The sequence below is a fragment of the Actinomadura rugatobispora genome, from assembly GCF_042656285.1.
GTDB classification, from domain to species: Bacteria; Actinomycetota; Actinomycetes; order Streptosporangiales; family Streptosporangiaceae; genus Spirillospora; species Spirillospora rugatobispora.
This window is the reverse complement of sequence record NZ_JBHSON010000004.1, coordinates 36,865-60,271: the sequence shown is the minus strand read 5'-3', so window position 1 is coordinate 60,271 and position 23,407 is coordinate 36,865. Positions and strand designations below refer to the sequence as shown.

Here is a 23,407-nt window from a genome sequence, read left to right as displayed (position 1 = left end):
AGGGACCCATGTACGTACCGGAGTTCACCGAACTCGTGGGTGAGGAATCCGAGTTCTTCTCTTCCGTCTTCAACAAGAGACCGATCCTGCGGCCAGGCGCGTTGCTCGAGCGGCATGCGGAGCTGCTGACGGTCGCCGACCTGGACGAGCTCCTGCGGTCGGGCACGGCCCGGCTGCCCTACGTGCGGGTCACCAAGGACGGCGATCCGGTGCATCCCATGAGCTACACGAAATTGCTGCGGGTGCAGGGGGAGTATTTCGCCGACGCGGTGGTGGCGGAGCAGGTGCTCGGCCTGTTCCGGTCCGGGGCGACCATCACGTGGAATACGATCAACCACCTCCACGCGGGCGTGCGGGGACTGACGACCATGCTGGGCGCCAAGTTCTCCACCAGATGCGACGCGGTGGCCTTCCTGACGCCGTCGGGTACCGAGGGCTTCCGTCCACACCATGACCCGGTGGACGTGTTCGTGGTGCACCTGCACGGCCGGAAGCGGTGGCAGGTGTGGGGGCTCCCCGAGACGCGGAAGGGGGACGCCGCCCAGTTCTCCCGGGAGGACCTGGGCGACCCGCTGTTCAGCGAGGTGCTGGAACCCGGGGACGTCATGTACATGCCCTACGGAACTCCGCATGTCGCGATGGCGGAGGGTGGTGTGTCGCTGCACCTGTCAGTGGTGGTGCGGCCTCGTATGTGGGGGGACTTGGTGCAGCAGGTGGTGCGATCGGCCGTCGCAGGCAATTCCGCGTTCATGACCTACCCCTATGTGAATGTGGACAACGTTGGGGAGTTGGTCGTCGGGGTGAAGGAAATGCTGGGGACCCTCGTGGAGGAGTTGGAAAAGGTCGATATCAGAGAGGTCGTCGCCGGATTCACGCAGGACGGCGGGAAGGAAGTCCGACTGTAGGAACGGAGGAGCGCCTGTCGCGTCGCGTGGCCGCCTGTGCGTCCTACCGAGGCTGGACGCTGCCTGTTTCGAACCATTCCCGCGATGTCCCTGACAGCAGCCAGATGACGGCGCCGATGACGGCGAGGGTGACGACGGTGACGACACCGCCGATGAGATCCGGCGCCGTCAGCAGCACGGTGAACTGGATCAACGCACCGAACAGGAACAGCGACTCCAGCACGAGCGCGAGGTAGCGGCCCCACGGCACGCCGCGCATGACCTGGACGGCGCTGAGCCCCAGGGCGGCGGTCAGACCGACGCACATCACCCCCAGCATGATGAGCGGGCCCGCACCGTCCTGGCCATGCTCGTGCTTGGACGAGGCGTCCATGAACAACCCGGACGTGCCGAGGGCAAGGACGGCGGTGTGCAGGCCCAGCAGTGCGACCACACACCTGATTCGATTGGGGACGCGTGGGGACGTCCCGGGCTTGGGATCTGTCATGTGCGCCATTGTGAAGGCGCCACGTCGAGACCCCTCCCGAACCGGTCCATGCTGTGGCGTGAGGGTTGCCCACGTTGGCGTTACAGCGATGAGTTCTGGGCCTGGCGCTGGTCTGTTTCTTGTCAGTACTCGTGAGGGAGGGGCGGAGACATGACCGATCGCGATCCCGCTGAGGCCGTCAATCTCGACATCTACGGCTCTGGTCCACTGCCATGGAGCACGGCGCACGACCGGTTGGCGGCAGAGTTGCCCCGGGCGGATGTCCCGCTGTTCCTTGGGACGGTCCGTCCGGACGGGCGTCCGCACTCCGCCGCCGTCGGAGCTTATTGGTTGGAAGGCGACCTCTACTTCACCAGTGGCCCCGGCACCCGCAAGGCCCGCAACCTGGCGGCGAACCCGGCGTGCACGATCTCCGTCCGGCTGACCGGCGTCGACCTCGTCCTGGAGGGCGAGGCGGCCAGGACCGTCGACTCCGGCATCCTGGCCCGCGTCGCGGCCGGGTACCGGGAGGGCGGCTGGCCCGCGGAGGTGGACGGCGACGCGCTCACCGCCCCCTACAGCGCGCAGAGCGCGGGGCCCCCGCCGTGGCATTTGTACCGGTTCACCTTCCACACCGCTTTCGGAGTGGCCACCAGCGAACCCTTCGGCGCCACACGCTGGCGCTTCGACCGCTGAACCACCCTCCAAAGTGGTCCACTGCCCAACAATGCGCTGCCCGGCCGGGACGGGCCACTCTGAGGAATGGACGCGGGGCGGCCTGGAAATCGGCTATCGCGGCACGCCAAAAGATCACGTGGAGGTTTCCGGGCGACGAGGGGCGTAGGGTGATGGCCTCATGCTCGGGCCGGGCGATCAGTAGAATTCCCCTGCCGCTGCTCCTACGTCTTGAGGGTGGGCCGTTGGTGGACTCTTTGCAGCCTGGCGACCCGGCCAAGGTGGGCGACTACCTGCTGCTGGGCCGCCTGGGCCGGGGTGGCATGGGTCAGGTGTACCTCGGACGATCTCGCGCCGGGCTCAGGGTCGCGGTGAAACTGATCCATGCCCAGTACGCGGACGACCCCGACTTCCGGCGGCGGTTCTCACGGGAGGTCGAAGCCGCACGGCGGGTGGGCGGGCACTACACCGCCCAGGTCATCGACGCCGACCCCGGCGCGGATCCGCCCTGGATGGTCACCGCCTATGTGGACGGCCCGTCCCTGTACGACGCCGTCGACACGATCGGCCCGTTGCCGCCGGACACTGTTCAGACGCTGGGCGCGTGTCTGGCCGAAGGGCTGGCGGCCATCCACAAGTGCGGGCTCGTGCACCGTGATCTGAAGCCGGGCAACATCGTTCTCGCGGCCGACGTGCCCCGGATCATCGATTTCGGTATCGCCCGTGCTCTCGGCTCCCGGGGTATGACCACCCACGGGAGGGTGCTCGGAACCTACGCGTACATGTCTCCGGAGCAGGCCCGGGCATGGCCCACCGGGCCGGCGAGCGACATCTTCTCGCTCGGCTCCGTGCTCGCCTACGCCGCCGTCGGCCACCCCCCTTTCGGTCGAAAGGACGATTCCGAGCTGCTGGAACGCATCATCGACGGATCACCTGATCTCACCGGAGTCCACGAATCGCTGCGCGGCCTGATCGAGGCCTGCCTGCAAAAGAGTCCCGCCGACCGGGTCACGGTCACCGAAATTCTCGAGCGGCTTGAGGCGGCCGACACGCGGGAATGGCCGCCGCCCGTCATCGCCAGTCTCATCAGGGCGAGAGCCGCCCAGTCGGAGGGGCAGTCCCCTCCGGCATTCCCCAGGCCCGTCCCTCACCACGAAACCCTCACGCCGCCCGGGCAAATCCCGGGTGCGGCATCCCCGCGCGGTGTGGGGGCGACTCCGCCCGACGCGTCGTTTCCGCCGTTCAATGCCGGGTTCGCGCCACAGGGGCCTCGCTCTCCCGCGATTCCCGCCGCCATTCGGCGCCGTACGCTTCTGTTCGCCGGGGGCATCGGCGCGGCGGCTCTGACCGTCGTCGGCGCCCCGGTGGTCGTCGCGCTCGCGCGTTCGGACGAGGAGAAAAGCCCCCGCGGCGGCAGCACCGCGCCGTCCGACCCGAACCAGCTGACCGGGCACAAAGCCTCGGTGACCTCGGTGGCCTTCAGCCCGGACGGCAAAACGCTCGCCAGCGCCAGCGCCGACCACACCATCCGAGTGTGGGACACGGTGAGCAGGAAGGCCCGCGCGTCGCTCACCGGGCACACCGCCGGTGTCACGTCCGTGGCGTTCAGCCCCGATTGGAAGACCCTCGCCAGCGGCAGCGCCGACAGGACCATCCGGTTCTGGGACCTGCGGAGCAGCACCACCAAGGCGACGCTCGCCGGGCACACCGGCCCGGTCACCTCCGTCGACTTCTCGCCCGACGGCGGTTTCCTCGCCAGCGGCAGCACCGACCAGACCGGGCGCCTGTGGAACGTGGCGACGGGACAGAACACCGCGACGCTGAGGAAACGGCCGGTCACCGTGAACTTCGTGGCGTTCGGGCCCGACGGGACGGTGCTGATGACCGCTTACGCCGACAACACCGTCGGCTTCTGGCGGACGGCGAAGCCCGGCGAGGATCCCGGCGTCCTGACCATCAACGACATCAGTTCCGTCAACGGCCTGGCGGTGTCGAGGGGACTCATCGCCATCGGCGCCACTCCCGGCATCGTCTCGCTGTGGGACGGAGAGAAAAGCGTCCCGCCGCCACTGCGCACGACGAGTCCGGTGAACGCGATCGCGTTTCATCCTGACGCGACGAGGCTGGCCGTCGGAACCAGCGGCGGAACCATCCTGCTGTGGGACACCAAGAAACACCAGGTCGTCGGCGCCCCGTTCACCGGGCACAGCGACGCCATCACCTCGGTGGCGTTCAGCCCCGACGGGAAACTTCTCGCCAGCGGCAGCGCCGACAAGACCATCCGGCTGTGGAACACCTGACTGAGAATTTCCGTGTTCTCATGCGGCTCCCGCCAGGCTGAGCCGGTCGACGTTGTCGCATTCGGCGTCCAGGACGGCCCGCAGCGCGCGGGCCCGAGCGCCATGGTGTCGTCCGGCTCGGTTTCGTGGTCGACGACGCCGGCGCGGGCCCGTCGTCGAGGGTGTCACACTCGGCCCTGCCTCGCCGTCGACCAGGCATGGGGATGACAGACCGGGACGCCGAGGAACTGCTCGCGCGGTCCTTCGAGACCCCCGGCCGCGGCTGCTGCGCGGGCTTGACGTCCGCGACCTGGCCGCCCGGCGCTGCTCGTCCTGGAACTGCGAGCGCACCGAGTTCGGCGGAGATCGCCCAGGTCGTCGGCCGCACCTCCGCCGCGGTGCGGCACCTTGCCTCACGGGCCCGGCGGCACGTAGGGGATCGTCGGCCCCGTAGCTTTCAGAGCCAGGGAGAGGCGCCTCAGCCGGTCGTCCAGCGACGGAGTTTGTCGGGGTTGCGTACTACCCAGATGTGCCTGATCCGGTCGCCCGCGACCTCGAACGCGAACACCGTCACGGTGACGCCGTCCTGCTGAGCCACCAGACCGGGCTGACCGTTGACCGTCCGTTCCAGGAAGGTCATGGTGGCGGGCGTGCGGCGGGCGAGCTCGACCCAGGTGCGCGCGATCCGCTCACTGCCTTCGATGGGGTGCAGGAAGGTGGTGGCGAGGCCGCCGCCGTCGGCGATCGCCGTGGCGTCGGGGTCGAGCAGGCCGATCAGGGCGTCGATGTCCTTGGCCTCCCAAGCCTGCTTGAAATCCCTGATGACTCGGGTGGGCTGGGCTGCCGGAGTCGTCGCGGAAGGCTGTGAGTCCCGGATGCGGCGGCGGGCCGAGGAGGCCAGCTGGCGGCACGCCGCCGGGGTACGGCCGACGACCTCGGCCACTTCGGCGAAGGAGTGGCAGAAGACGTCGTGCAGGATGAACGCGACGCGTTCGGCCGGGGTCATCGATTCCAGCACGACGAGGAAGGCCAGGTTGACCGACTCGTCCAGGGTGACCCGGTCGGCGGGGTCGGCGACGGTGCCGTCGGGGAGCGGCTCGGGGATCCACTCGCCCACGTAGGTCTCTCGCCGGGCCCGTGCCGAGCCGAGCACGTTGAGGCAGACGCGGCTGGCGACCGTCGTCAGCCAGGCGCCGGGAGACTCGATGGCGTCCTGCTGCCGCCGGGACATGGCGTACCAGCGGGTGTAGGTCTCCTGCACGGCGTCCTCGGCCTCGGTCAGCGAGCCCAGCAACCGGTACGCGAGATTGATCAGGTGACGCCGCTCGCTCATGATCGCGTCCAGGCCCGGGGCGGGCCGGCCCTGTTCCGGCTCGGATCGCGTGGTCATGGCGCCGTCGGCTCCCTCTGTCGCATCGGTCCTCACCAGTTCGACAAGACGGCGCACCGGAATGTGAGGCGACGCACCGGCCTCACATTCCTGAGGGCTGCGTTGTCGAACTGCCGAGACCAATCGTCATCCAGCGCACAGGGAGCTCAGAGACATCATGACCAGCTCGACTCCGGAGACACCGTTCGCCGACGCGGCGCCCCCGCAGAGTCTGGAGCGGGCGGCTGCCGCGCTGACCGCGCACGGTTTCACCGTCGAGATCCTCGATGACGCCGCCGCCGCGCGTACCCGTGTCAGCGAGCTGATACCCGACGGAGCCAGCGTGTTCACCGGGGCCAGCGAGACCCTCCGACTGTCCGGCATCGATGAGGACATCAACACCGGTGGGCGATACGAGGCCGTCAAGCCGCGCACCCTGGCGATGGACCGCACCACCCAGGCGGACGAGATCCGGCGGCTGCGCGCCGGCCCCGACGTCGTCGTGGGCAGCGTCCACGCGGTCACCGAGACCGGTTCCCTCGTGATCGCCTCGGGCAGCGGAAGCCAGCTGCCCGGCTATTCCGGCGGCGCCGCCCGCGCGATATGGATCGTCGGGGCGCAGAAGGTGGTGCCCGATCTGAGCGTCGCGCTGCGTCGCGTCGAAGACCACTGCCTGCCGCTGGAGAACGCCCGCACCCAGGAGGCCCATGGGTGGCCCAGCGCCATCAACCGCCTTCTCATCCTCAACGCGGAGTACCAGCCTGGACGCGGCACCGTCCTGCTGCTCCGCGAAGCCATCGGATTCTGAACAACCCGTCGGGCAGTGGGCCCAGATGCTCCAGCCGGAGTTACGGGCCGATCAGACGTCGCGTCTGAGCACTGTCCTCGGCGGCCGCGATGGCGCGCTGAGCGGCGAACCTGACGCCGTGCTCGTCGACAGCGGCGGCTTCATCCGCCTGAGGTCGCAGGCTGGCTTCGGGACCGGGCCGGCCAGCAGATCCTGTACGCGGACCTACCGGCCGACCTCGCCCCGTGGCCGGCGCCGGCGGTCACGGGCTGTCGGCCGCTCCGCCGCCGGGACGCGCGTGAGGTATCGAGGGCTTATCGGGTCAGCCGTCCGTGCTTCCAGATCGCAGAGTCGGCGGAGGCCCTGTCCACCGGGAAGACTTCGCCGACCGCCCACAGCCGCGGGCTGCGCGGCACGGTCGTCAGGTCGTAGACCAGGACCGCCTTCCCGTCGGGACGTTGCGGTCGCGCCGTCGTCCACCGCCCGTTCGCGTAGTGCAGAAGCTCAGGCGCCTCATACGGCTGGTCGGTGCCCGAAATGAACCACACGCCCCCGCGCCCGTCGGGAATTGCCTGCCGCAGGGACCTGGCACCGATATCGGGCACCTGGACGCGGCGCCACGAGGTCCCGTCGAAATGCAGCGCGAGAGGAGTCTCGGTGTAGTTCTCTTCGCTCGCCTGGTATTCGAACCCCACCACCCACACGTCGTGGGGCGACTGGGCGCGGATGTCGAAGAAGCCGACGCTGTGGTCGTCCTCCTCCGGCAGATCCGGGAGGTCCACCTTGCTCCAGGTGCGGCCGTCCCAGTGCGCCACCATGTCGTAGCCGGTCGGTGCGGTGCCCACGGCCCAGATGTCGTCCGCGGCCACGGCGTCGGCGCCCGCCAAAGTCCCCGGCGGGGTCTCGACCTGCGTCCACGTGCGGCCGTCGAAGCGCCAGGTGCCGACGCCCGGCCCTACGCGCGAGCCGCCGAACACCCACACGTCGCGTCGGCTCAACACCACGGCATCGGTGATGAGCTCGCCCGACGGCCACCGCTTGGAGACGCTCCACGTGCGCCCGTTCCAGCGAAGTGCGAAGGCCTCCCCGGCGAAGTCACTGCCGCCGAACGCCCAGACGTTGCGCGGGCCCGACGCGTTCGCCGCAGAGATCGGACGTTCCAGCCCGGCCGGTAGCGGAACCTTCTTCCACGACGTGCCGTTCCAACGCTCGGCGGTCGGGACGGATCCGGCGTCCGACAGGCTCCCGCCGAACGCCCAGGCATTGGCCGGTCCGGTCGCGACCACCTCGTCCAGCCAGTCGTAGTGGCCCCGATCCTTGATGTCGGCGATACGCCATGCGGGCGTTCTGGCCGTGTCCGCCGGAGCCGCCCCGGTCGTGTCCGACGCAGCCGCGGGAGCGATACCGACGCCGAGCCCGAGAACGGCCGCCGTCAGGGCAGCATGCAAGGCGAATGCTCGAGACATTCCCCCGTCCTTCCTTCCACCCGATCCACGTAGATCGAGAAAGGCGGTGACCGGGCTGAACCGCGCTCGATCTGCAGGACGTTCGGATTCATGGAAGCGTTGACACGAATGTCCGGGAGTGGTCAAGAGGCGCAGCAAAGGGATCTTGGTGGTGCTGCGCCGTCAGGTCGTGGCTGGACTGGGACGACCGCGTCGTGCTCAGGCGGTGGTGCCTCGGCTTCACTTCAGGAACTCGTTCTCGGTCTCCAGTTGCCGGTTACGCGGCCAGTTCCTTCTTCTCCGCCGAGGTCGGCCGGCCGGATCCGTTGTCGGCGCTGGCCTGGTTCACCCAGTTCTGCGGGCAGGTCCGGCTGATCCACAGGTCCTTGCCATCGAGGTGTCACCCTGGCGCGCCGGCTCGACCGCGGCGCCGGAACTCGGGCGGGTGCGGTGCGGGCATGACGGTCATCCTTCCTGGCGATCGCGCCGTCACACGTTCGCTCACACGCCGGCACCGCATCGTCTATGTCAACGGCAGTCGGAAACTGCCGCGGGGCGCACGAACGGGGGATGAAATGCCACGCACCGCCGTGATGGCCGGCTGGCGTGCCTTCACCGATGCCGGGGAATCCGGGGCGTGCGCCTTCTCGACGACGTGCAGAAGGCGAACATGAAGGTGAAAACTCTGCGGGGGAGAGTCGCGGGCACGCTCGCGCTGGGCGCGCTGGCGACCCTGGTCACCGGCGCACTGCCAGCGGCGCCCGCGGGTGCCGCGACCGCGCGGTGCACGCTGCGCATCTCGGCGTCCTTCGAATACCAACTGGTCAAGTACAACCGGGTCACCAACACCTGCACGCCCGCCGACACGCGCGACCGGATGGTCCAGTCCATCATGTGGGGCGCCGACTGGCCGGACGGCGACGATTTCCGGTACTCGCGGAGCCCGGTCCTCCTCAACGAGACGTACACGGTCCAGACGGTCCTCCTCAACGAGGACAGGGCCACCGGGGACGAGGTCTACACGGAGAACAGGTTCGTGCGGCCGAACGGGTCCATCTACACCGTCGAATCCAATGAGGTGCACGGCGACTTCTGGCCGTTCTAGCGCCGCCGGCGGAACACGCGGGAACCGAAGAAAGGACAATGCCATGGCCATTCGCGGGAAACTGCACGCGAACGCGGCCCATCTGCTCCACCCGGGCGAGCCGCTGCAGGCGGCCTTCTGCGCACAGACGACGAACCCGTTCCTCGCGCTGCTCTCCATCTGGATCATCATTGTCAAGGACGCCTACCGCGTTGTCGTGGTCACCGACAGGCGGATCCTGGTGTGCCGGTCCGGACGGCTCAGCATGAGCAAGGTCGGCGGCGTCATCAGCGAATATCCGCGCAATCTGCGGATCGGGCCCCCGAGCGGCGTCTGGTGGCGCTGCGAAACGCTGGGCGAACGACTCTACGTCCACAAGCGCTTCCACAGGGACGTGAACGCCGCAGACGCGGCTCCGCACATCGGAAACTGAGCGATTCCGCTCGGAAGGAGAACTGGAGAAACCATGAGAAAGACCGTCAAGGACCTGGTGGCCAATGCCAGGCAGCAGGTCCGTGACATGTCGGCGGCCGAGGTCGCCGAGGCACTGGAAGGCGGCACCGCGGTCGTCGTCGACCTGCGCGAGCCGGACGAGGTGCGCCGCGACGGCGCCATCGCCGGCGCGGTGCTCGCACCCCGCGGGATGCTGGAGTTCTGGGCGGATCCCGCCTGCCCCTACCACCGGCCCGAGTTCGACCCCGCTACGCGGACGATCCTGTACTGCGCGTCCGGTGGCCGGTCCGCGCTGGCCGCGCGGAGCCTGAAGGAGATCGGGTACACCGACGTCGCCCATCTCGGCGGCGGGCTGACGGCGTGGGAGGAGGACGGCCGCCCGGTCACGTCCCAGCCGTGACAGGTGGCCGGATCCGGATGGCCGCGTGCGGGGGCGCCGCGTGCGGGGACACACTGGTGACTCTCCGGACGGGCGCCCCGCGCGCGCCGTCGAACGAGGTGGGAGCCATGGTGACGATCCGGCTGCTCGGCCCGCCGACCATCGAGCGGGACGGGCAGCCGGTGCGGACGCCCCGGGGCCGGAAGGCGTGGGCCCTGCTCGGCTACCTGCTGCTGGCCGAGCGGCCGCCGAGCCGGCAGCGCCTGGCCGAGCTGCTGTTCGGCGACGCCGGCGACCCGCTTGGGGCGCTGCGCTGGGCGCTCGCCGAGCTGCGCCGCGCGCTCGGCACCCCCGGCCTGTTCGGTGGCGACCCCGTGGCGACCGAACTGGGGGGCGGGGTGCGGGTCGACCTCCACGTGCTCAAGGACGCGAGTGACGACCCCGCCCCGCTCCTGGACCTCGGCGGCGAACTCCTCGAAGGCGTGAACCTGGCCGCGAACCCGGAGTTCGAGTCGTGGCTGCTGGTGGAGCGGCACCGCGTGTCCGCGGCGGTCGAGGCGCGGCTGCACCAGGCGGCGGTCGCGCTGCTGGCGGCGGGAAACGCTCGCGAGGCGATCCCGTACGCGTCGCGTGCCGTCGCCCGCAACCCCGTCGAGGAGGGCCATCACGAGGTCCTGGTCCGCGGCCTGGCGGCGGCGGGCGACCGGGCCGCGGCACTGCGGCAGGCCGCGGTGTGCGAGGACATCCTGCGCCGCGAACTGGGCGTCGCGGCCTCGCCGGCGCTCCGGGAGGCGGCGGCCGTGGCCCCCGTCCCCCCGCCCGTCCCGGCGCTGAGCGCCCGGGCGACGGCGTCCAGCCGGCTGGAGGCCGGCCGCGCCGCCATCGTGGCGGGCGTCATCGACGCCGGCCTGCAGTGCCTCCGCGCCGCCGTGGCGGAGGCGGCCCGCTCCGGGGACGTCGCACTGCGGGCCCGCGCGGCGGCCGCGCTGGGCGGCGCGCTCGCCCACGCGACCCCGGGCCGCGACGAGGAGGGGCCGCTGCTGCTGCACGAGGCGATCCAGCTGGCCGACCGGGCGGGGGACCGCGCCACCGCGGTGACCGCCCACCGGCAGCTGGGCTTCCTGGAGGTGAAGGCGGGCCGCCGCAAGACCGCCGACGCCTGGCTGGCGAAGGCCGAGGCGCTGGCGGAGACGGACGAGCAGCTCAGCGCCGTCCTCGGCGTCCGCGGCATGAACGCCTCCGACCGCGGCGACTACCCGGCCGCCCTCCGCCACCTCCGGGGGTCGGTGGAGCGGGCACGCTGCTGCGGCGACCACCGGCAGCGGGCGTGGTCGCTGTCGATCCAAGCCCGCGCGCACCTGCTGCGCGCCGAGCGCGCCGAGGCGATCGCCGCGCTGGCCGACTCCCTGGAGCTGGTGTACGAACAGCGCTGGATGGCGTTCCTGCCCTGGCCGAGGGTCCTGCAGGCGGAACTCGACCTGGCCGCCGGCGAGGCCGACGCCGCGGCCGACGCGCTGGAGCAGTCCTGGGTGCTGGCCTGCCTGCTCGGCGACCCGTGCTGGCAGAGCATGTCCGCGCGAGGGCTCGGCCTGCTCGGCGTCCACCGCGGGGACCGCGCCGCCGCCACCGGCTGGTTCGAGGACGCGGCGACCCGGTGCACCCGGATCCCGGACCGCTACCAGTGGGTCCACGGCTACGTCCTCGACGCCATGATCACCGCTGCGCTGGACGACGGCGACGCCGACCGCGCCGGGCCGCTCGTGGCGGCGTTCGCCTCGCTGGCCGCCCGCTGCGACATGCGCGAGTTCGTGGTGCGCGCCCATCTGCACCGGCACCGCCTCGGAGACGGGAGCGCGCTCACCGCCGCCCGGCTGCTCGCCGCCGACATCGACAATCCCGCGCTCGCGAAGCGGCTCTGAACAGGACGGTGCCGACCAACGACTCGTACTCGGCCAGGCCGGGCCGCCGCCTATCGGGCAGGTTCGTGGCGGGCCAGGTGAGGGCGCCCGCGGCGGTGAGGATCGATGACGACAAGCGCGCGGCGTCGGGTTCCGGCGCGGACGCGGGCCGCTTGAGCACTGAGTTTTGGGCACCGGCCGGGCGGTACGCGCCGCGGACCCGGATCGTGCTGGCCGCGCTCCCGCTGGCCGGATTCGCCGCCTGGGCCATGACCCACCTCGTCGCGATCGTCACCACCTTCCGGACGCCGTTCGGGGCGACCTGCGTGGCCTGGACCGTGTCGTTCCTGACGCTGCGGTGGCTTCCGGTCTCCTGGCTGGAGCGCCCGTTCCGTGCGTCCGGCGAACGGCGCGCGGCCCTCGACAAGCTGACCGTGACCGTCCAGGTGCCCGTCTACAACGAGGACCCGGCCGCGCTGCGCGCCTGCCTGCGCTCGGTGCTGGAGCAGAGCCGGCGGGTGGACCGCGTACGGGTCGTCAACGACGGGTCCGCGGACACCGACGGCGAGCCCGTCACCTACGACGACGTGCGCCGCGACTTCGAGGCCGCCGCGTCCGCGCTCGGGATCGACACCACATGGGAGCTCACCGCGAACCGCGGCAAGCGGTTCGCGCAGATGCACGCCCTCGCCGGCGACGACGCCGACGTCTTCGTCACCCTCGACAGCGACTCCGTCCTCGACCGGCACGTCGTCCGGGAGGGGCTCCTGTCGTTCGCGGACCCGCGCGTGCAGTCGGTGGGCGGGCACGTCCTCGTCCTCAACCGAAGGGCGAACCTGCTGACCCGCATGACGTGCGTGCTGTATCTGCCGTTCACGCGCGGCATGCGCAGCGCCCAGTCGGTGCTGCGGCGGGTGACCACCAACTCCGGGACGCTGGCGTTCTACCGGGGCGAGGTGGTGCGGCGCGCCGCGGGTGTGTACGAGCACGAGCGGTTCGCCGGCCGAGTTCGATCGCGTTCACGCTGGTCCCCGAACGGCTGGACCACTACCTGAAGCAGCAACTCCGCTGGATGCGCGGGACCACCGTGCGTCACCTGTGGTGGCTGCGCTACCTCGTGAGCTACCTGTCGGCCCTGCGCATCTTCGTCGTCCGGCGCAGCGACGAGCCGTAGGCCGACCGCCGGCCTGAGGGATGCAAGCGACCGGCAGCGCACCGGGCGTCAACCTCACCCGCGTCAACCCGCCGCGTCAGTCCTGACCGATCGGCCGGATGGTGTGGAGCCCCGTGAAGCCCCGTGTGGCGGAAGTCCAGCAGGGGCTATGACCGAGCTGGCAGTGATCACCCTGCGCTTCGCGCCGGTCCGCGGATCGTGACCGTCGGGTGCGTCCTGGGGCTCGTCTACCTCGCCGAGAAGACCGCAGTGGTGATCACGCAGTGGCTGGGGCCGCCGACGCCAGGGCACGACCGGCCGTGCCCCAGCTCTCTCCACCCACCTTGGTGCGTGTTCTCGGTCGGCCTGCCGGTGCTGACAGCACTGGCGATCAAGTGTGGCGGGCGCTGGCGGAGGCGATCGCGATCCGCTCCGCCCTGACCGCCTACCAGGCGCGGCGACCGGCCAGGGCGAGGGGACCTCGACAGCGGGGCCGGCTGGCTGATGCAGGTGTCCTCAGCCTTCGACGCCCCCGGCCGGAAACATCCCCTGGCGCCGCGTTGCGCCTCCCGGTGTAGCGAGTGAGGGTTTCGTCCCGCGGCGCGCTGGCCGACCTGCGGCTGAGCAGGGACATCCAACGCTTCGGGGCGACCGCGCTCGGTGGCCGCTGAGATCCCTCTGGTGTCCCGCTGGCGAGACGGCTGGATTTCGCTCCGGCAAACGTCGGCCCTCTGGAAACCGGCGGCGGCTGATCTAGCCTCATTCAGTCAGCTCCCACCGACGGCTGGAGGCGCGATGAGTCTCGAAGAGCAAATCCTCGAGGTCGAACTGGAGCAATGGAAGATTCTCTCCTCCGACGACGGTGCGGCGTTTTACCGCGACCGTTTGTTGAAGGACGCGCTCATGGCCGTGCCCGCGCCGCATGGGATCATGGACCGGGACACCGTCGTCAGCGAGGTGACCGGGGCGCCGCCGATCGTGGAGTACGAGCTGTTCGACCCCAAGGTCGTCCTCCTGACCCCCGACAGCGGCGTCATCGTCTACTCGATGTGGCAGCGCCGCAAGGGTCAGGAAGGCTTCAAGGCCGCCATCTCCAGCGTCTACACCGTCCAGGACGGCGAGCTGTACATGGCCTACCACCAGCAGACTCGGCTCTAGGCCGTTTCCATGGCCAACGCTACGGATCACGACGTCGTCATCCTCGGTTCGGGCATCGCGGGCTCCGTCGCGGCGGCCTGCCTCGCCCGGTCCGGACTGGACGTCCTGATGGTCGACGCGGGCAGCCACCCGCGCTTCGCGGTCGGCGAGTCGACCATTCCGGTCACCTCCACGATGGAACGGCTGCTCGCCGAACGCTATGGCGTTCCCGAACTGGCGCACCTTTCCTCGTTCGAGGGCGTCCAGGAGCACATCAGCACCAACTGCGGGGTGAAACGCAATTTCGGCTTCGTGTACCACGAGGCCGGGAAAGAGGTCGACCCCGGGCAGGTCCACCAGTTTCCCATCTCGAAGATCGCGCATACCGAGAGCCATTTCTTCCGGGCCGACGTCGACCACTGGATGGTGCGCGTCGCGCAGCGGTACGGCGCGCGGCTGCAGGAGAACACCCGGGTCGGCGACATCCGCATCGCCGACGACGCCGTCACGCTGCTCGCCGAGGACGGCGTGGAGATCAGCGGCCGCTTCCTGATCGACGCCAGCGGGTTCCGGTCGCCGCTGGCGGTGCAGGAGGGGTTGCGCGAGACGCCGACGCGGCTGCGCACCCATTCGCGTTCGATCTTCACGCACATGACGGGCGTCGTCCCGTTCGAGAAGACCCTCGACCGCGCCGACGCCTACGGCAACCCCAGCCCGTGGAGCGAGGGGACGCTGCACCATGTGTTCCCCGGCGGCTGGATGTGGGTCATCCCGTTCGACAACCACGCCGGGTCCACCAGCGACCTGTGCAGCGTGGGCATCAGCTACGACCCGCGCATGCACCCCAAGGGGGACGACCCCCAAGCGGAGTTCGACCGGTTCCTGGCCGAGCACCCTTCGGTGCGCGAGCAGTTCCATGAGGCGAAGGCCATCCGGCCATGGGTGTCCACCGGGCGGCTGCAGTACTCCTCCAACCGCACCGTGGGCGACCGCTGGTGCCTGACCGCGCACGCGGCCGGGTTCATCGACGCGCTGTTCTCGCGCGGTCTGCAGAACACGATGGTGGTGCTGAACGAGCTGCTGTGGCGCGTCATCGAGGCATGCCGCGACGATCACTTCGAGGCCGGCCGCTTCAAGCCCGTCGAGGACCTGGAACAGGGACTGCTCGACGTCAACGACGAGCTGGTCGCCGGGGCCTACACCTCGTTCGGGCACTGGGACCTCTGGGACGCCTGGTTCCGCGTCTGGGAGAGCAACCAGGTCCTGTCCACGATGGAGGTCTCGCGAGCCTATGCCAAGTACCTGCGCGACCAGGACTCCGAGGCCCTGGCCCACCTGGCGGCGGTCGGCCCGAGCGGGCTGCTGCCCGACCACGCTCCGCTGCGCACGATGACGCAGCAGGCGAACACGGTCGCCGCGGAGGTCCAGGAGGGGCTGCGTACGGCGGCCGAGGGTGCGGACCAGATCTTCGCCCTGCTGCGGGAGGCCGACTTCATCCCGCCACCGTTCGGCCTGGCCGACCGCGCCCACCGGTGGTTCGACATCACCCCGGCGAAGCTCGCACAGACGGTGCTCTGGACCCGGAAGGAGGCTCCTCCGGAGATCGGGAGGCTGTTCGCCGAGGGCATCTTGCTGCCGCTGGACAGCCAGATCACCGGCCACGAGAACGCCGTCCGCCGGGAGATCAAGGACTTTCTGGGTGAGTGATCCACGGGCCGCCTTCTGTGAAGGCGGCCCGTTTCCTTTTCTCGAGCAGCCGACGGAGCCGAACCTTGCCGACCGGGTCATCCGGTCGCGGTGCCTCGGAGCTGGTGTCGAGCTACTTCGTCGTCGCCTACCTGGGCCTGACCGTCCCGGTCATCGGCGTGGCCGTCGTGCCGGCCAACGGCACCCTGCTGGTAGTGGGGGCTTGGTGACCCTCAGGACCAGGAGCGTGCGATGAGCCTGTCCGACGCCGACCTGTTCCGGCTGCTGGCGACGATGGTCCTGCTGCTGGTCGCCGCCCGCCTGCTGGGCAGGTTGTTCGCGCGGTTCCGGCAGCCGCCGGTCGTCGGGGAGATCCTCGGCGGGCTGCTGCTGGGGCCGACGCTGTTCGGCCTGCTCGCCCCGGAAGCGCAGCGCTGGCTGTTCCCCGCCGACGGCCCGGTCGCCTCCGGCCTCGGGCTGGTCTACCAGCTCGGGATGCTGCTGCTGATGTTCGTGGCGGGCGCGGAGATGCGCAGCGTGTTCTCCCGCCGCGACACCGCCGCGGTGACGGTGATCGCCGTGGTCGGGATGGCGCTGCCGCTGGCGGCCGGGCTGCTGGCGGTCCGGTTCGTGGACCTGTCCGCCCTGGCCGGACCCGCCCGCGACCACACCGCCCTGGTACTGGTGCTGACCGCGGCGCTGGCGGTCACCAGCATCCCCGTCATCTCCCGCATCATGCTCGACCTGGGGATCATGCAGACCTGGTTCGCCCGCACGGTGCTGTCGGTGGCGGTGCTGGAGGACATCGTCCTCAACATCCTCCTCGCCGTGGCCCTGGGTCTGGTGAACGAGGACCAGGGCGGCGGCTTCGGGATGACCGCCCTGCTGCACGGCCAATCCACCGCCACGGTCGCGGGCTACCACGCGCTCGCCTCGCTCCTCTTCTTCGCCCTGGCACTGGCCGCCGGCAGGCTGCAGGCACGCGATCGCCCACACCGCCTGACCGTCGGGCGCACCGACGACCGCGTCACCGCCCAGGTGGCGCTCACCCTGGCGGTCACTGCGCTGGCCCTGCTGCTGGGCGTGGCACCGATGTTCGCGGCGTTCGTCGTCGGGCTCCTGGTCGGCTCCCGCGATGGCGAGTCGGCGGCGCTGGCCACGACCCGGACGTTCGCCTCGGCGTTCTTCATCCCGATCTACTTCGCGATCGTCGGCCTCAAGCTGGACCTGGTGCATGGCCTGGCGCCCGGCTTCACCCTGGCGTTCCTGCTGTTCGCCTGCTTGGTGAAGATCTCCAGCGTCTACGCCGGGGCCCGGCTGACCGGCCACGGCCCGGTGGACGCCGGTAACCTTGCTGCCGCGATGAACGCCCGCGGTGGCCCCGGCATCGTCATGGCCACCCTCGCCTACGACGCCGGGATCGTCAGCCAGCAGCTGTTCACCGCCCTCATCCTGACCGCCGTGGCCACCTCCCTGCTGGCCGGCGCCCTGCTGGACCGCGCCGTGGCCCGCGGCCACTTGCTCCCCCAGATCCCTGAACCCGCCGCGCCATGACGGGGCGGCCTGGCGGGCTGCGGGTGGCCGGCGGGGTGCCTCAACGTCCTCGCGGCCCATGAGATGTGAGCTTCGGAATGCTCCGGCAAGCTTCCTGCCGGCCATGTCCTTCGTGCCCTCGTATCCCCTGGTGGTGACCGTCGCCGCCGCCCGGGCGGTCTGGGAGTCGACGACGATCGCCACCGGAACGGGGCAGTCTCAATCGTTCATGCTGCGGACCGTTTTCTCCTGGTGATCGGGGGCCGGTTCGGAGGCGTCTGTCGGCTCCGCCGGGTCGGGGCGCTTCCTGGAACGCCGGATGTTGCCGATCAGGGGACTGAGCAGCAGGGCAAGGGTGAGGACGAGGATGACGGCGGAGACCGGGCGGGTGGCGAAGATGCCGAGGTCGCCGTTGGAGATGAGCAGGGACTGGCGGAAGGAGCGTTCCAGAATGGCGCCGAGGGCCAGGGCGAGGACCAGCGGGGCCGGGTCGAAGCCGGTCTTGCGCATCAGGTAGCCGATGATCCCGCAGCCGAGGGCCACCCACACGTCGAAGGTGCTGCTGTTGATCGTGTAGACGCCGAGCAGGATCACGGTGACGGTCAGCGGGGCGAGCAGGGTGAAGCGCAGCCTGAGCAGCCGGATGAACATTCCGACGAGCGGGACGTTGAGCACCAGCAGCATGAGGTTGCCGACGTACATGGACGCGATCACGCCCCAGAAGACCTCGGGGTGCTCGTTGATGAGCTGGGGTCCGGGGGTGATGTCCTGGATCAGCAGCGCGCCGAAGATCACCGCCATCACGACGTTGGACGGGAGGCCCAGCGTGAGGAGCGGGATGAAGGCCGCGGTGGACGAGGCGTTGTTCGCCGTCTCCGGCCCGGCCACGCCCTCGATGGCCCCCTTGCCGAACCGCTCCGGTTGTTTCGCCCGGCGTTTCTCGACCGCGTAGGAGACCAGCGAGGAGATGACGCCTCCGCCGCCGGGGACGATGCCGATCAGGAAGCCGATCACGCCGCCGCGCAGCACCGACCCGCGGGCCTGCCGCCAGTCGCGCCGTGACGGCCAGACCCGGGAGACCGGAGGCAGCGAGCCCGGCGTGGTGGTCTGGTGCTCCAGGTTGTAGAGCATCTCGCCGATGCCGAACAGGCCCATGGCCACGGCGACCATGTCCATGCCGTTGAGCAGTTCGCCGAAGCCGAAGGTCAGGCGCGCCTGGCCGGTGATGGGATCCTGGCCCACGGTGGCGATCAGCAGGCCGATTCCGACCATGACCAGGCTCTTGGCGAACGATTTCGTCCCCAGGAACGCGACCATCGCCATTCCCAGGACGGTCAGCGCCGCGTACTCCGGTGGCCCGATGGCCAGCGCGGCCCGCGCGAGCAGGCCCGACACCAGGGTCAGGCCGATCACCGCGACCGTGCCGCCGAGGAACGAGCCGACCGCCGCGATGCCGAGCGCCGGGCCGGCGCGGCCCTGCCGCGCCATCTGGTAGCCGTCGAAGGTGGTGACGATCGACGCGGACTCACCCGGTAGCCGCAGCAGTACGGACGTGATCGTCCCGCCGTACATGGAGCCGTAGTAGATCCCGGCCAGCATGATGATCGCTGACTCGGGGCCCATGGAGAAGGTCAGCGGGAGCAACAGGGACATCGTCGCCACCGGTCCGAGACCCGGTAGCACTCCGATGACCATGCCCGCGAACACTCCGATGAAGACGAACAGCAGGTTCGCCGGTTGGAGCGCGACCGCGAGGCCGTCGAGCAGGCCCATATGCCGTCTCCCTCAGATTCCCCAGATGATGTCGCGGGGCAGTGGAACCTTCAGCACCAGCGCGAACAGGCAGAAGAACGCGGTCGAGGCGGCCGCTGACACGGCGACCGTGAGCAGCCACGGCTCCTTGCCGAGCACCCGGATCCAGAACGTCAGCAGCAGGAACGCGGGGAGTGTGAACCCGGTGTGCGGGAACAGCAAGGCGTAGCCGATCATGCCGGCGACGGCCGACCAGACGGCTCCGGCCCCGCCGGTGAACGGTTCGTGGTCGCTGAAGTCGCGGCGCAGCAGGAGCGCCAGTGATCCGAGCACGGTCAGGCAGCTCACGATGAGGGGCCACATGCCGGCCCCCGGGTCGCTCGGCGTCCCGGCGTCCAGGGCCAGCGAGCCGGCCATGCCGAGGCAGCCCGCGGACAGGGACGCCACGGCGGCGGCCCGACGGCCAATGATCTTCAGGGGGTGTTCCATGCCGGACTCCGGGGGTCAGCGCTTGAAAATCTGGCGGTAGGTCTGCTGGAGGTCACTTATCGTCTTCGCATAAGCATCGGGACCGACGAACTGCTTGGGAATGTAGTTCTCCCCGATCGTCGCGACGACCTTGGGGTCCTGGAGGGTCTCCCGCAAGGCCGTCTCGAGCTTGCGTGTCACGGCGTCGGGCATGCCCTTGGGACCGGCGAGGCCGTTCATGCTGACGCTGAGCGTGAGGGTGGTGAACCCCAGTTCTTTGAGCGTGGGGACGTCGGGCAGGTAGGGAGCCCGTTCGGGGGACGTGATCGCCAGCGCGCGCATCTCTCCCGCGCTGACGCGGCTCAGGATGTCCTTGCTGGCGTCGACGATCGCGGCGTCCACGTTCTTGCCGAGCAGGGCGGTCAGGGCGGGCGCCACGCCCTCGAACGGCACCGGTTTGATCGGCACCTTGTACTCGCGCTGCAGGCGTTCCATCTCGATGTGCCCGGACACGGTCGCTCCGGCCGTCGCCACCTCGACGTCGCCGGGTCTGTCCCGCGCCGCGTCGAAGAACTCCTTCGCGCCCCGGTACTTCGAGTCGTTCGGGACGACCAGGACGCCGGCTCCGCGGTAGGTCTGACCGATGGGCTGGAACCTGTCCATCGTGAAGCCGACGTTCTGCCTGGTGGAACTGATGACCGCGAACGGCAGGCTCAGGTCGCAGAGCGTGTACCCGTCGGGCTTGGCGCGCAGCACCTCGTTGTAGGCGTTGCCGCCGCCCGCGCCCGGCTTGTTCTGGACGACCACCGCCTTGCCCAGCCGCGGTTCCAGGCCCTTGGCGACCGTTCTGACCAGCAGGTCCGTCGTACCGCCCGCCGCGAACGGAATGAGGATCCGCACCTCCTTGGCAGGGTAGTCCGCCCCGTCCGACCCGGAGGGCCCGGCGCCCGCGAGGCCGCAGGCGGCGGAGAGGAACACCGTGCAGAGCGCGGCGGCCGGCAGGCTGCGTTTCATCATCACGTCTCCCGTGGTCCGCGTCGGGCCATCGGCCCGCGAGTGTTCACATTGTGGTGATGTTGACCTCAATGTGTACGGGATACTATGAGGCGGCCCACGCGAGGCTGTCAATGGCCTGGAGACGTGGAGATCGGCGCGGCCCGCCCGGCCGGCCCGCAGGTGTCGAGGAACCTCGAACGTGCAGGCGACGGCCTTGGGACGTGCCGGTGAAGGGCTCGATCAGACCTGAACGAGTCGTGTCGTGGGGCGCGCTCGGGTGAGCGCGGTGTTCAGTTCCGCGGGGGAGGATAGGGGCCGGTGTAAGCCAGTCCGCGGCTGATGGCCTCGCCCGCGGCCATCACCGCGTCCGCCAGCTCCGGCAGGCGGGAATCGCTGAGGCGGCCGACCACGCCGCTGACGCTGACGCCGGCGACCGCCTCGTCCCCGTGAGCGTCGAAGACGGGGGCGCCGACCGCGCCCGTCTCCGGCAGGAACTCGCCCCGGCTGACGCAATAGCCCAGCTCACGGATCTCCTCGATCCGGTCCCGGAGCGCCGGGCGCTGGTAGGCCGCCAGGCGCGCGAGCACGGATTCCTGCAGTTCCTTGCCGCCGAAGGCGAGCAGCGCGAGGCTCGATCCGCCCCGGTCGTAGGGAAGCCGGCCGCCTTCGTCAAGAGCCTGGCTGACGACCGGGTAGGAGCCGACGACCCGGATGAGGCAGACGGCCGCGTCGTCCTGTTTCACCACGAGGTTGGTCGAGTCGCCCGTCTTCTCCGACAGCTCGGTGAGGATGGGATGGGCGACGCCGCGAATGCTGAGCCGCCGCCTGGTCAGCACGCCCAGTTCCACCAGGCCCAGGCCCAGGCGGTAGCTGACGCGCGAGGTGTCCTCGCGTTCCAGCAGCCCATGGCGGACGAGCGTCTCGCAGATCCGCACCACGGTCGTCCGGCTCTCGCCGATGGACTCGACCAGGTCGGCCGGGGTCACCCGCTCGCGTTCCCTCAAGACGTCCAGGATCGTGGCGGCCTTGTCCAGAACCTTGATCGTGCCGATCTTCGCTGGATCCATCGAAGCGGAGCACCCTTTCCGTCTTCGGCCACGCGCCGCGCACCCTTCGGTCGCCGCATCGTGGACAACGTGTTCATGATGTGTTGACGCTTACACTACTCTCATCGTACTGTTCGCGATGAGGTTAGAGTAACCGTCATGTGAACGATTTAACGGGAGCGGTTCGTGCATGTTGGTGAGCGCCTCGGCGCGCTACTCGTCGCCGCCGGTGTCCGGCGCGTGTTCGGCGTCCCCGGAGGCCAGACGACCCCGCTCTACCACGGGATCGCGGGACAGGACGGGGCGATCACGCACACCCTGATGCGCGACGAGCGGAGCGCCGCCTTCGCGGCCGACGCCTACGCGCGGATGTCGGGCAGGGTCGGCGTCTGCGACGCGACCGTGGGGCCGGGCGCGAGCAACCTGGTGTCCGGCCTGCTGGAGGCCTACACCAGTTCCATCCCGGTGCTGGCGATCATCGCCGACATCCCCCGGCACTGGGAGACCCGCCGCCGGTTCGGGTCCGCCTCGCAGGGCTTCGAGCAGCGCTCGTTCCTCGAACCGTGCGTGAAGTACTACGGCCGGGTCGAGCTTCCCGAGAACCTGGACGGCGTGCTGGCCACGGCACTGCGGATCGCCACCTCGGGACGGCCGGGCCCGGTCGTCCTGGAGATACCCGACGACGTCTTCTCGGCTCAGGCGCCCGGCCCCCTGCCCGTCGCCCGGCTCAGCGCCGCGTACCCGCAGTCGCGTACGAGCCCGGACCCCGCCTCCGTGGACGCCGCCGTGGAACTGCTGCGCAACAGTCGCAAGCCGCTGCTGCTCGCCGGCGGCGGTGCGCTGGGCGCCGGGGCCTGCGACGAGGTCCAGCGGCTGGCCGAACGTCTGGGCGCGCCCGTCGCGACGACCCTGAACGGCAAGGGCGTCCTCTCCGAACACCATCCGCTGGCCGTCGGGCCCGCGGGGTCGTTCGGGGTGCCGCTGGTCAATGACCTGCTGGCCGAGGCCGACTGCGTGGTGTTCGTCGGCACCAAGGCGGCCCAGGGCGCCACCCTGAACTGGACGCTGCCGCCGCCCGGCACGCCGATCGTCCACCTGGACCTGGACGCGACGGAGATCGGCCGGAACTTCCCGCAGAGCCTGGGGCTGGAATGCGACGCCAAACTCGGCGCGCGGGCCCTCGCCGACGCCCTCCCGGAAAGGGGGCGCGGCGGCTGGGACCTGGAGCGCGTCCGGCGGCTGTCCGAGCAGTGGTGGCGCGGCGCGGAGGACGACGGCCTGGACGAGGACGGCGCGGTGAAGCCGCAGGCGGTGATGCGGGCCCTGGACGCGGTCATGGGCCAGGACGACGTCCTCGTCACCGATGCCAGCCTGTCCTCCGGATGGGGCGCCGCGTACTGGCGCACCCGCAGGTCCGGCCGCACCTTCCTGGCCCCGCGCGGGCTCGCCGGTCTCGGCTGGGGCCTGCCTGCGGCGATCGGCAGCGCGCTGGCGCTCAGGGACGCGGGCGAAGACGCGCGGGTGTACTGCGTCGCCGGTGACGGCGGGTGGGCCTACTCCCAGTCGGAGCTCGAAACGCTCGCCCGGCTGCGGCTTCCGGTGGTGGCGACGGTGCTGAACAACTCGGTGCTCGGGTGGACGCGGCACTCGGCCGCGCACCGCTACCCGGACACCGAACCGATCTCCCAGGACTTCACCGACGTGGACTTCGCGGCGGCGGCCGTGGCGATGGGCACTCTCGCGCATCGCTGCACGACGCCGGACCAGTTCACGGAGGCCGCGACGAAGGCCGCCGCCGGCCAGGCCGACGGTCCGGTCGTGCTCGAAGTGATCTCGTCCAAGACCGAGTCCCCGGTGATCAAGCCCGGGGGCCGGCAGGCCGTCACCGCCTACTGA

Annotated in this window: 21 protein-coding genes; 14 read left to right on the top strand and 7 right to left on the bottom strand. The window is 70.3% G+C overall.

Features of this window, described 5'->3' with window-relative positions:
• Window positions 1-8: 8 nt before the first annotated feature.
• A complete protein-coding gene (locus ACFPZN_RS03510) occupies window positions 9-905 on the top strand; it encodes a JmjC domain-containing protein (protein WP_378280056.1) in 897 nt (298 codons plus the stop codon).
• A gap of 43 nt (window positions 906-948) precedes the next feature.
• Here ACFPZN_RS03510 and ACFPZN_RS03505 read toward each other — a convergent pair whose 3' ends face one another.
• On the bottom strand, window positions 949-1,338 hold the full coding sequence (locus tag ACFPZN_RS03505) for a hypothetical protein (protein ID WP_378280054.1): 390 nt from the start codon (window positions 1,336-1,338) through the stop codon (window positions 949-951).
• A gap of 204 nt (window positions 1,339-1,542) precedes the next feature.
• Here ACFPZN_RS03505 and ACFPZN_RS03500 point away from each other — a divergent pair, with 204 nt between their 5' ends.
• Both ACFPZN_RS03500 and ACFPZN_RS03495 read left to right on the top strand, forming a co-directional pair.
• Window positions 1,543-2,067, top strand: coding sequence for a pyridoxamine 5'-phosphate oxidase family protein (locus ACFPZN_RS03500; RefSeq protein ID WP_378280052.1), 525 nt, complete (start codon window positions 1,543-1,545; stop codon window positions 2,065-2,067).
• A gap of 227 nt (window positions 2,068-2,294) precedes the next feature.
• The gene (locus tag ACFPZN_RS03495; protein ID WP_378280050.1) at window positions 2,295-4,346 is read left to right on the top strand and encodes a WD40 repeat domain-containing serine/threonine protein kinase; all 2,052 of its coding nucleotides are present in this window, start codon (window positions 2,295-2,297) and stop codon (window positions 4,344-4,346) included.
• Window positions 4,347-4,803: 457 nt separating this feature from the next.
• Here the strand turns inward: ACFPZN_RS03495 and sigJ are convergent, their stop codons facing one another.
• Complete coding sequence (gene sigJ, locus ACFPZN_RS03490) at window positions 4,804-5,715, bottom strand: RNA polymerase sigma factor SigJ (RefSeq protein ID WP_378280048.1); 912 nt, start codon at window positions 5,713-5,715, stop codon at window positions 4,804-4,806.
• 157 nt (window positions 5,716-5,872) lie between these two features.
• Here sigJ and ACFPZN_RS03485 point away from each other — a divergent pair, with 157 nt between their 5' ends.
• Window positions 5,873-6,502 (top strand): LUD domain-containing protein, encoded by a 630-nt coding sequence (locus tag ACFPZN_RS03485; protein ID WP_378280046.1) that lies wholly within the window; start codon window positions 5,873-5,875, stop codon window positions 6,500-6,502.
• A gap of 293 nt (window positions 6,503-6,795) precedes the next feature.
• Here ACFPZN_RS03485 and ACFPZN_RS03480 read toward each other — a convergent pair whose 3' ends face one another.
• Window positions 6,796-8,073, bottom strand: a complete 1,278-nt coding sequence (locus ACFPZN_RS03480; protein WP_378280044.1) for a hypothetical protein — start codon at window positions 8,071-8,073, stop codon at window positions 6,796-6,798.
• A gap of 523 nt (window positions 8,074-8,596) precedes the next feature.
• Between ACFPZN_RS03480 and ACFPZN_RS03475 the strand changes: the two genes are divergently transcribed.
• From ACFPZN_RS03475 to ACFPZN_RS03435, 9 genes are all read left to right on the top strand, one after another.
• Entirely contained in the window at window positions 8,597-9,031 is a 435-nt protein-coding gene (locus ACFPZN_RS03475) for a hypothetical protein (RefSeq protein ID WP_378280042.1), read from the top strand.
• Between the two features lie 43 nt (window positions 9,032-9,074).
• Window positions 9,075-9,443: a hypothetical protein gene (locus ACFPZN_RS03470; RefSeq protein ID WP_378280040.1), complete on the top strand. Its 369-nt coding sequence runs from the start codon at window positions 9,075-9,077 to the stop codon at window positions 9,441-9,443.
• A gap of 33 nt (window positions 9,444-9,476) precedes the next feature.
• Window positions 9,477-9,863 (top strand): rhodanese-like domain-containing protein, encoded by a 387-nt coding sequence (locus ACFPZN_RS03465; protein ID WP_378280038.1) that lies wholly within the window; start codon window positions 9,477-9,479, stop codon window positions 9,861-9,863.
• A gap of 107 nt (window positions 9,864-9,970) precedes the next feature.
• Complete coding sequence (locus tag ACFPZN_RS03460; protein WP_378280037.1) at window positions 9,971-11,761, top strand: AfsR/SARP family transcriptional regulator; 1,791 nt, start codon at window positions 9,971-9,973, stop codon at window positions 11,759-11,761.
• 152 nt (window positions 11,762-11,913) lie between these two features.
• Window positions 11,914-12,795, top strand: a complete 882-nt coding sequence (locus tag ACFPZN_RS03455; protein ID WP_378280035.1) for a glycosyltransferase family 2 protein — start codon at window positions 11,914-11,916, stop codon at window positions 12,793-12,795.
• Window positions 12,796-13,688: 893 nt separating this feature from the next.
• On the top strand, window positions 13,689-14,051 hold the full coding sequence (locus tag ACFPZN_RS03450; RefSeq protein ID WP_378280033.1) for a hypothetical protein: 363 nt from the start codon (window positions 13,689-13,691) through the stop codon (window positions 14,049-14,051).
• Between the two features lie 9 nt (window positions 14,052-14,060).
• Entirely contained in the window at window positions 14,061-15,737 is a 1,677-nt protein-coding gene (locus ACFPZN_RS03445) for an NAD(P)/FAD-dependent oxidoreductase (protein ID WP_378280031.1), read from the top strand.
• Window positions 15,738-15,802: 65 nt separating this feature from the next.
• A complete protein-coding gene (locus ACFPZN_RS03440; protein WP_378280029.1) occupies window positions 15,803-15,946 on the top strand; it encodes a hypothetical protein in 144 nt (47 codons plus the stop codon).
• Between the two features lie 22 nt (window positions 15,947-15,968).
• A complete protein-coding gene (locus ACFPZN_RS03435) occupies window positions 15,969-17,270 on the top strand; it encodes a cation:proton antiporter (RefSeq protein ID WP_378280027.1) in 1,302 nt (433 codons plus the stop codon).
• Between the two features lie 198 nt (window positions 17,271-17,468).
• Here ACFPZN_RS03435 and ACFPZN_RS03430 read toward each other — a convergent pair whose 3' ends face one another.
• The 4 genes from ACFPZN_RS03430 to ACFPZN_RS03415 form a co-directional block, all read right to left on the bottom strand.
• A complete protein-coding gene (locus ACFPZN_RS03430) occupies window positions 17,469-19,022 on the bottom strand; it encodes a tripartite tricarboxylate transporter permease (protein WP_378280025.1) in 1,554 nt (517 codons plus the stop codon).
• Between the two features lie 12 nt (window positions 19,023-19,034).
• Window positions 19,035-19,490 carry a tripartite tricarboxylate transporter TctB family protein gene (locus ACFPZN_RS03425; protein ID WP_378280023.1) on the bottom strand — a complete coding sequence of 152 codons (456 nt, stop codon included), beginning with the start codon at window positions 19,488-19,490 and terminating at the stop codon, window positions 19,035-19,037.
• 15 nt (window positions 19,491-19,505) lie between these two features.
• The gene (locus ACFPZN_RS03420) at window positions 19,506-20,486 is read right to left on the bottom strand and encodes a tripartite tricarboxylate transporter substrate binding protein (protein ID WP_378280021.1); all 981 of its coding nucleotides are present in this window, start codon (window positions 20,484-20,486) and stop codon (window positions 19,506-19,508) included.
• 269 nt (window positions 20,487-20,755) lie between these two features.
• The gene (locus tag ACFPZN_RS03415; protein ID WP_378280019.1) at window positions 20,756-21,532 is read right to left on the bottom strand and encodes an IclR family transcriptional regulator; all 777 of its coding nucleotides are present in this window, start codon (window positions 21,530-21,532) and stop codon (window positions 20,756-20,758) included.
• Between the two features lie 165 nt (window positions 21,533-21,697).
• On the opposite strand from ACFPZN_RS03415, the gene ACFPZN_RS03410 reads away from it, so the two are divergent.
• The gene (locus ACFPZN_RS03410; protein WP_378280018.1) at window positions 21,698-23,407 is read left to right on the top strand and encodes a thiamine pyrophosphate-binding protein; all 1,710 of its coding nucleotides are present in this window, start codon (window positions 21,698-21,700) and stop codon (window positions 23,405-23,407) included.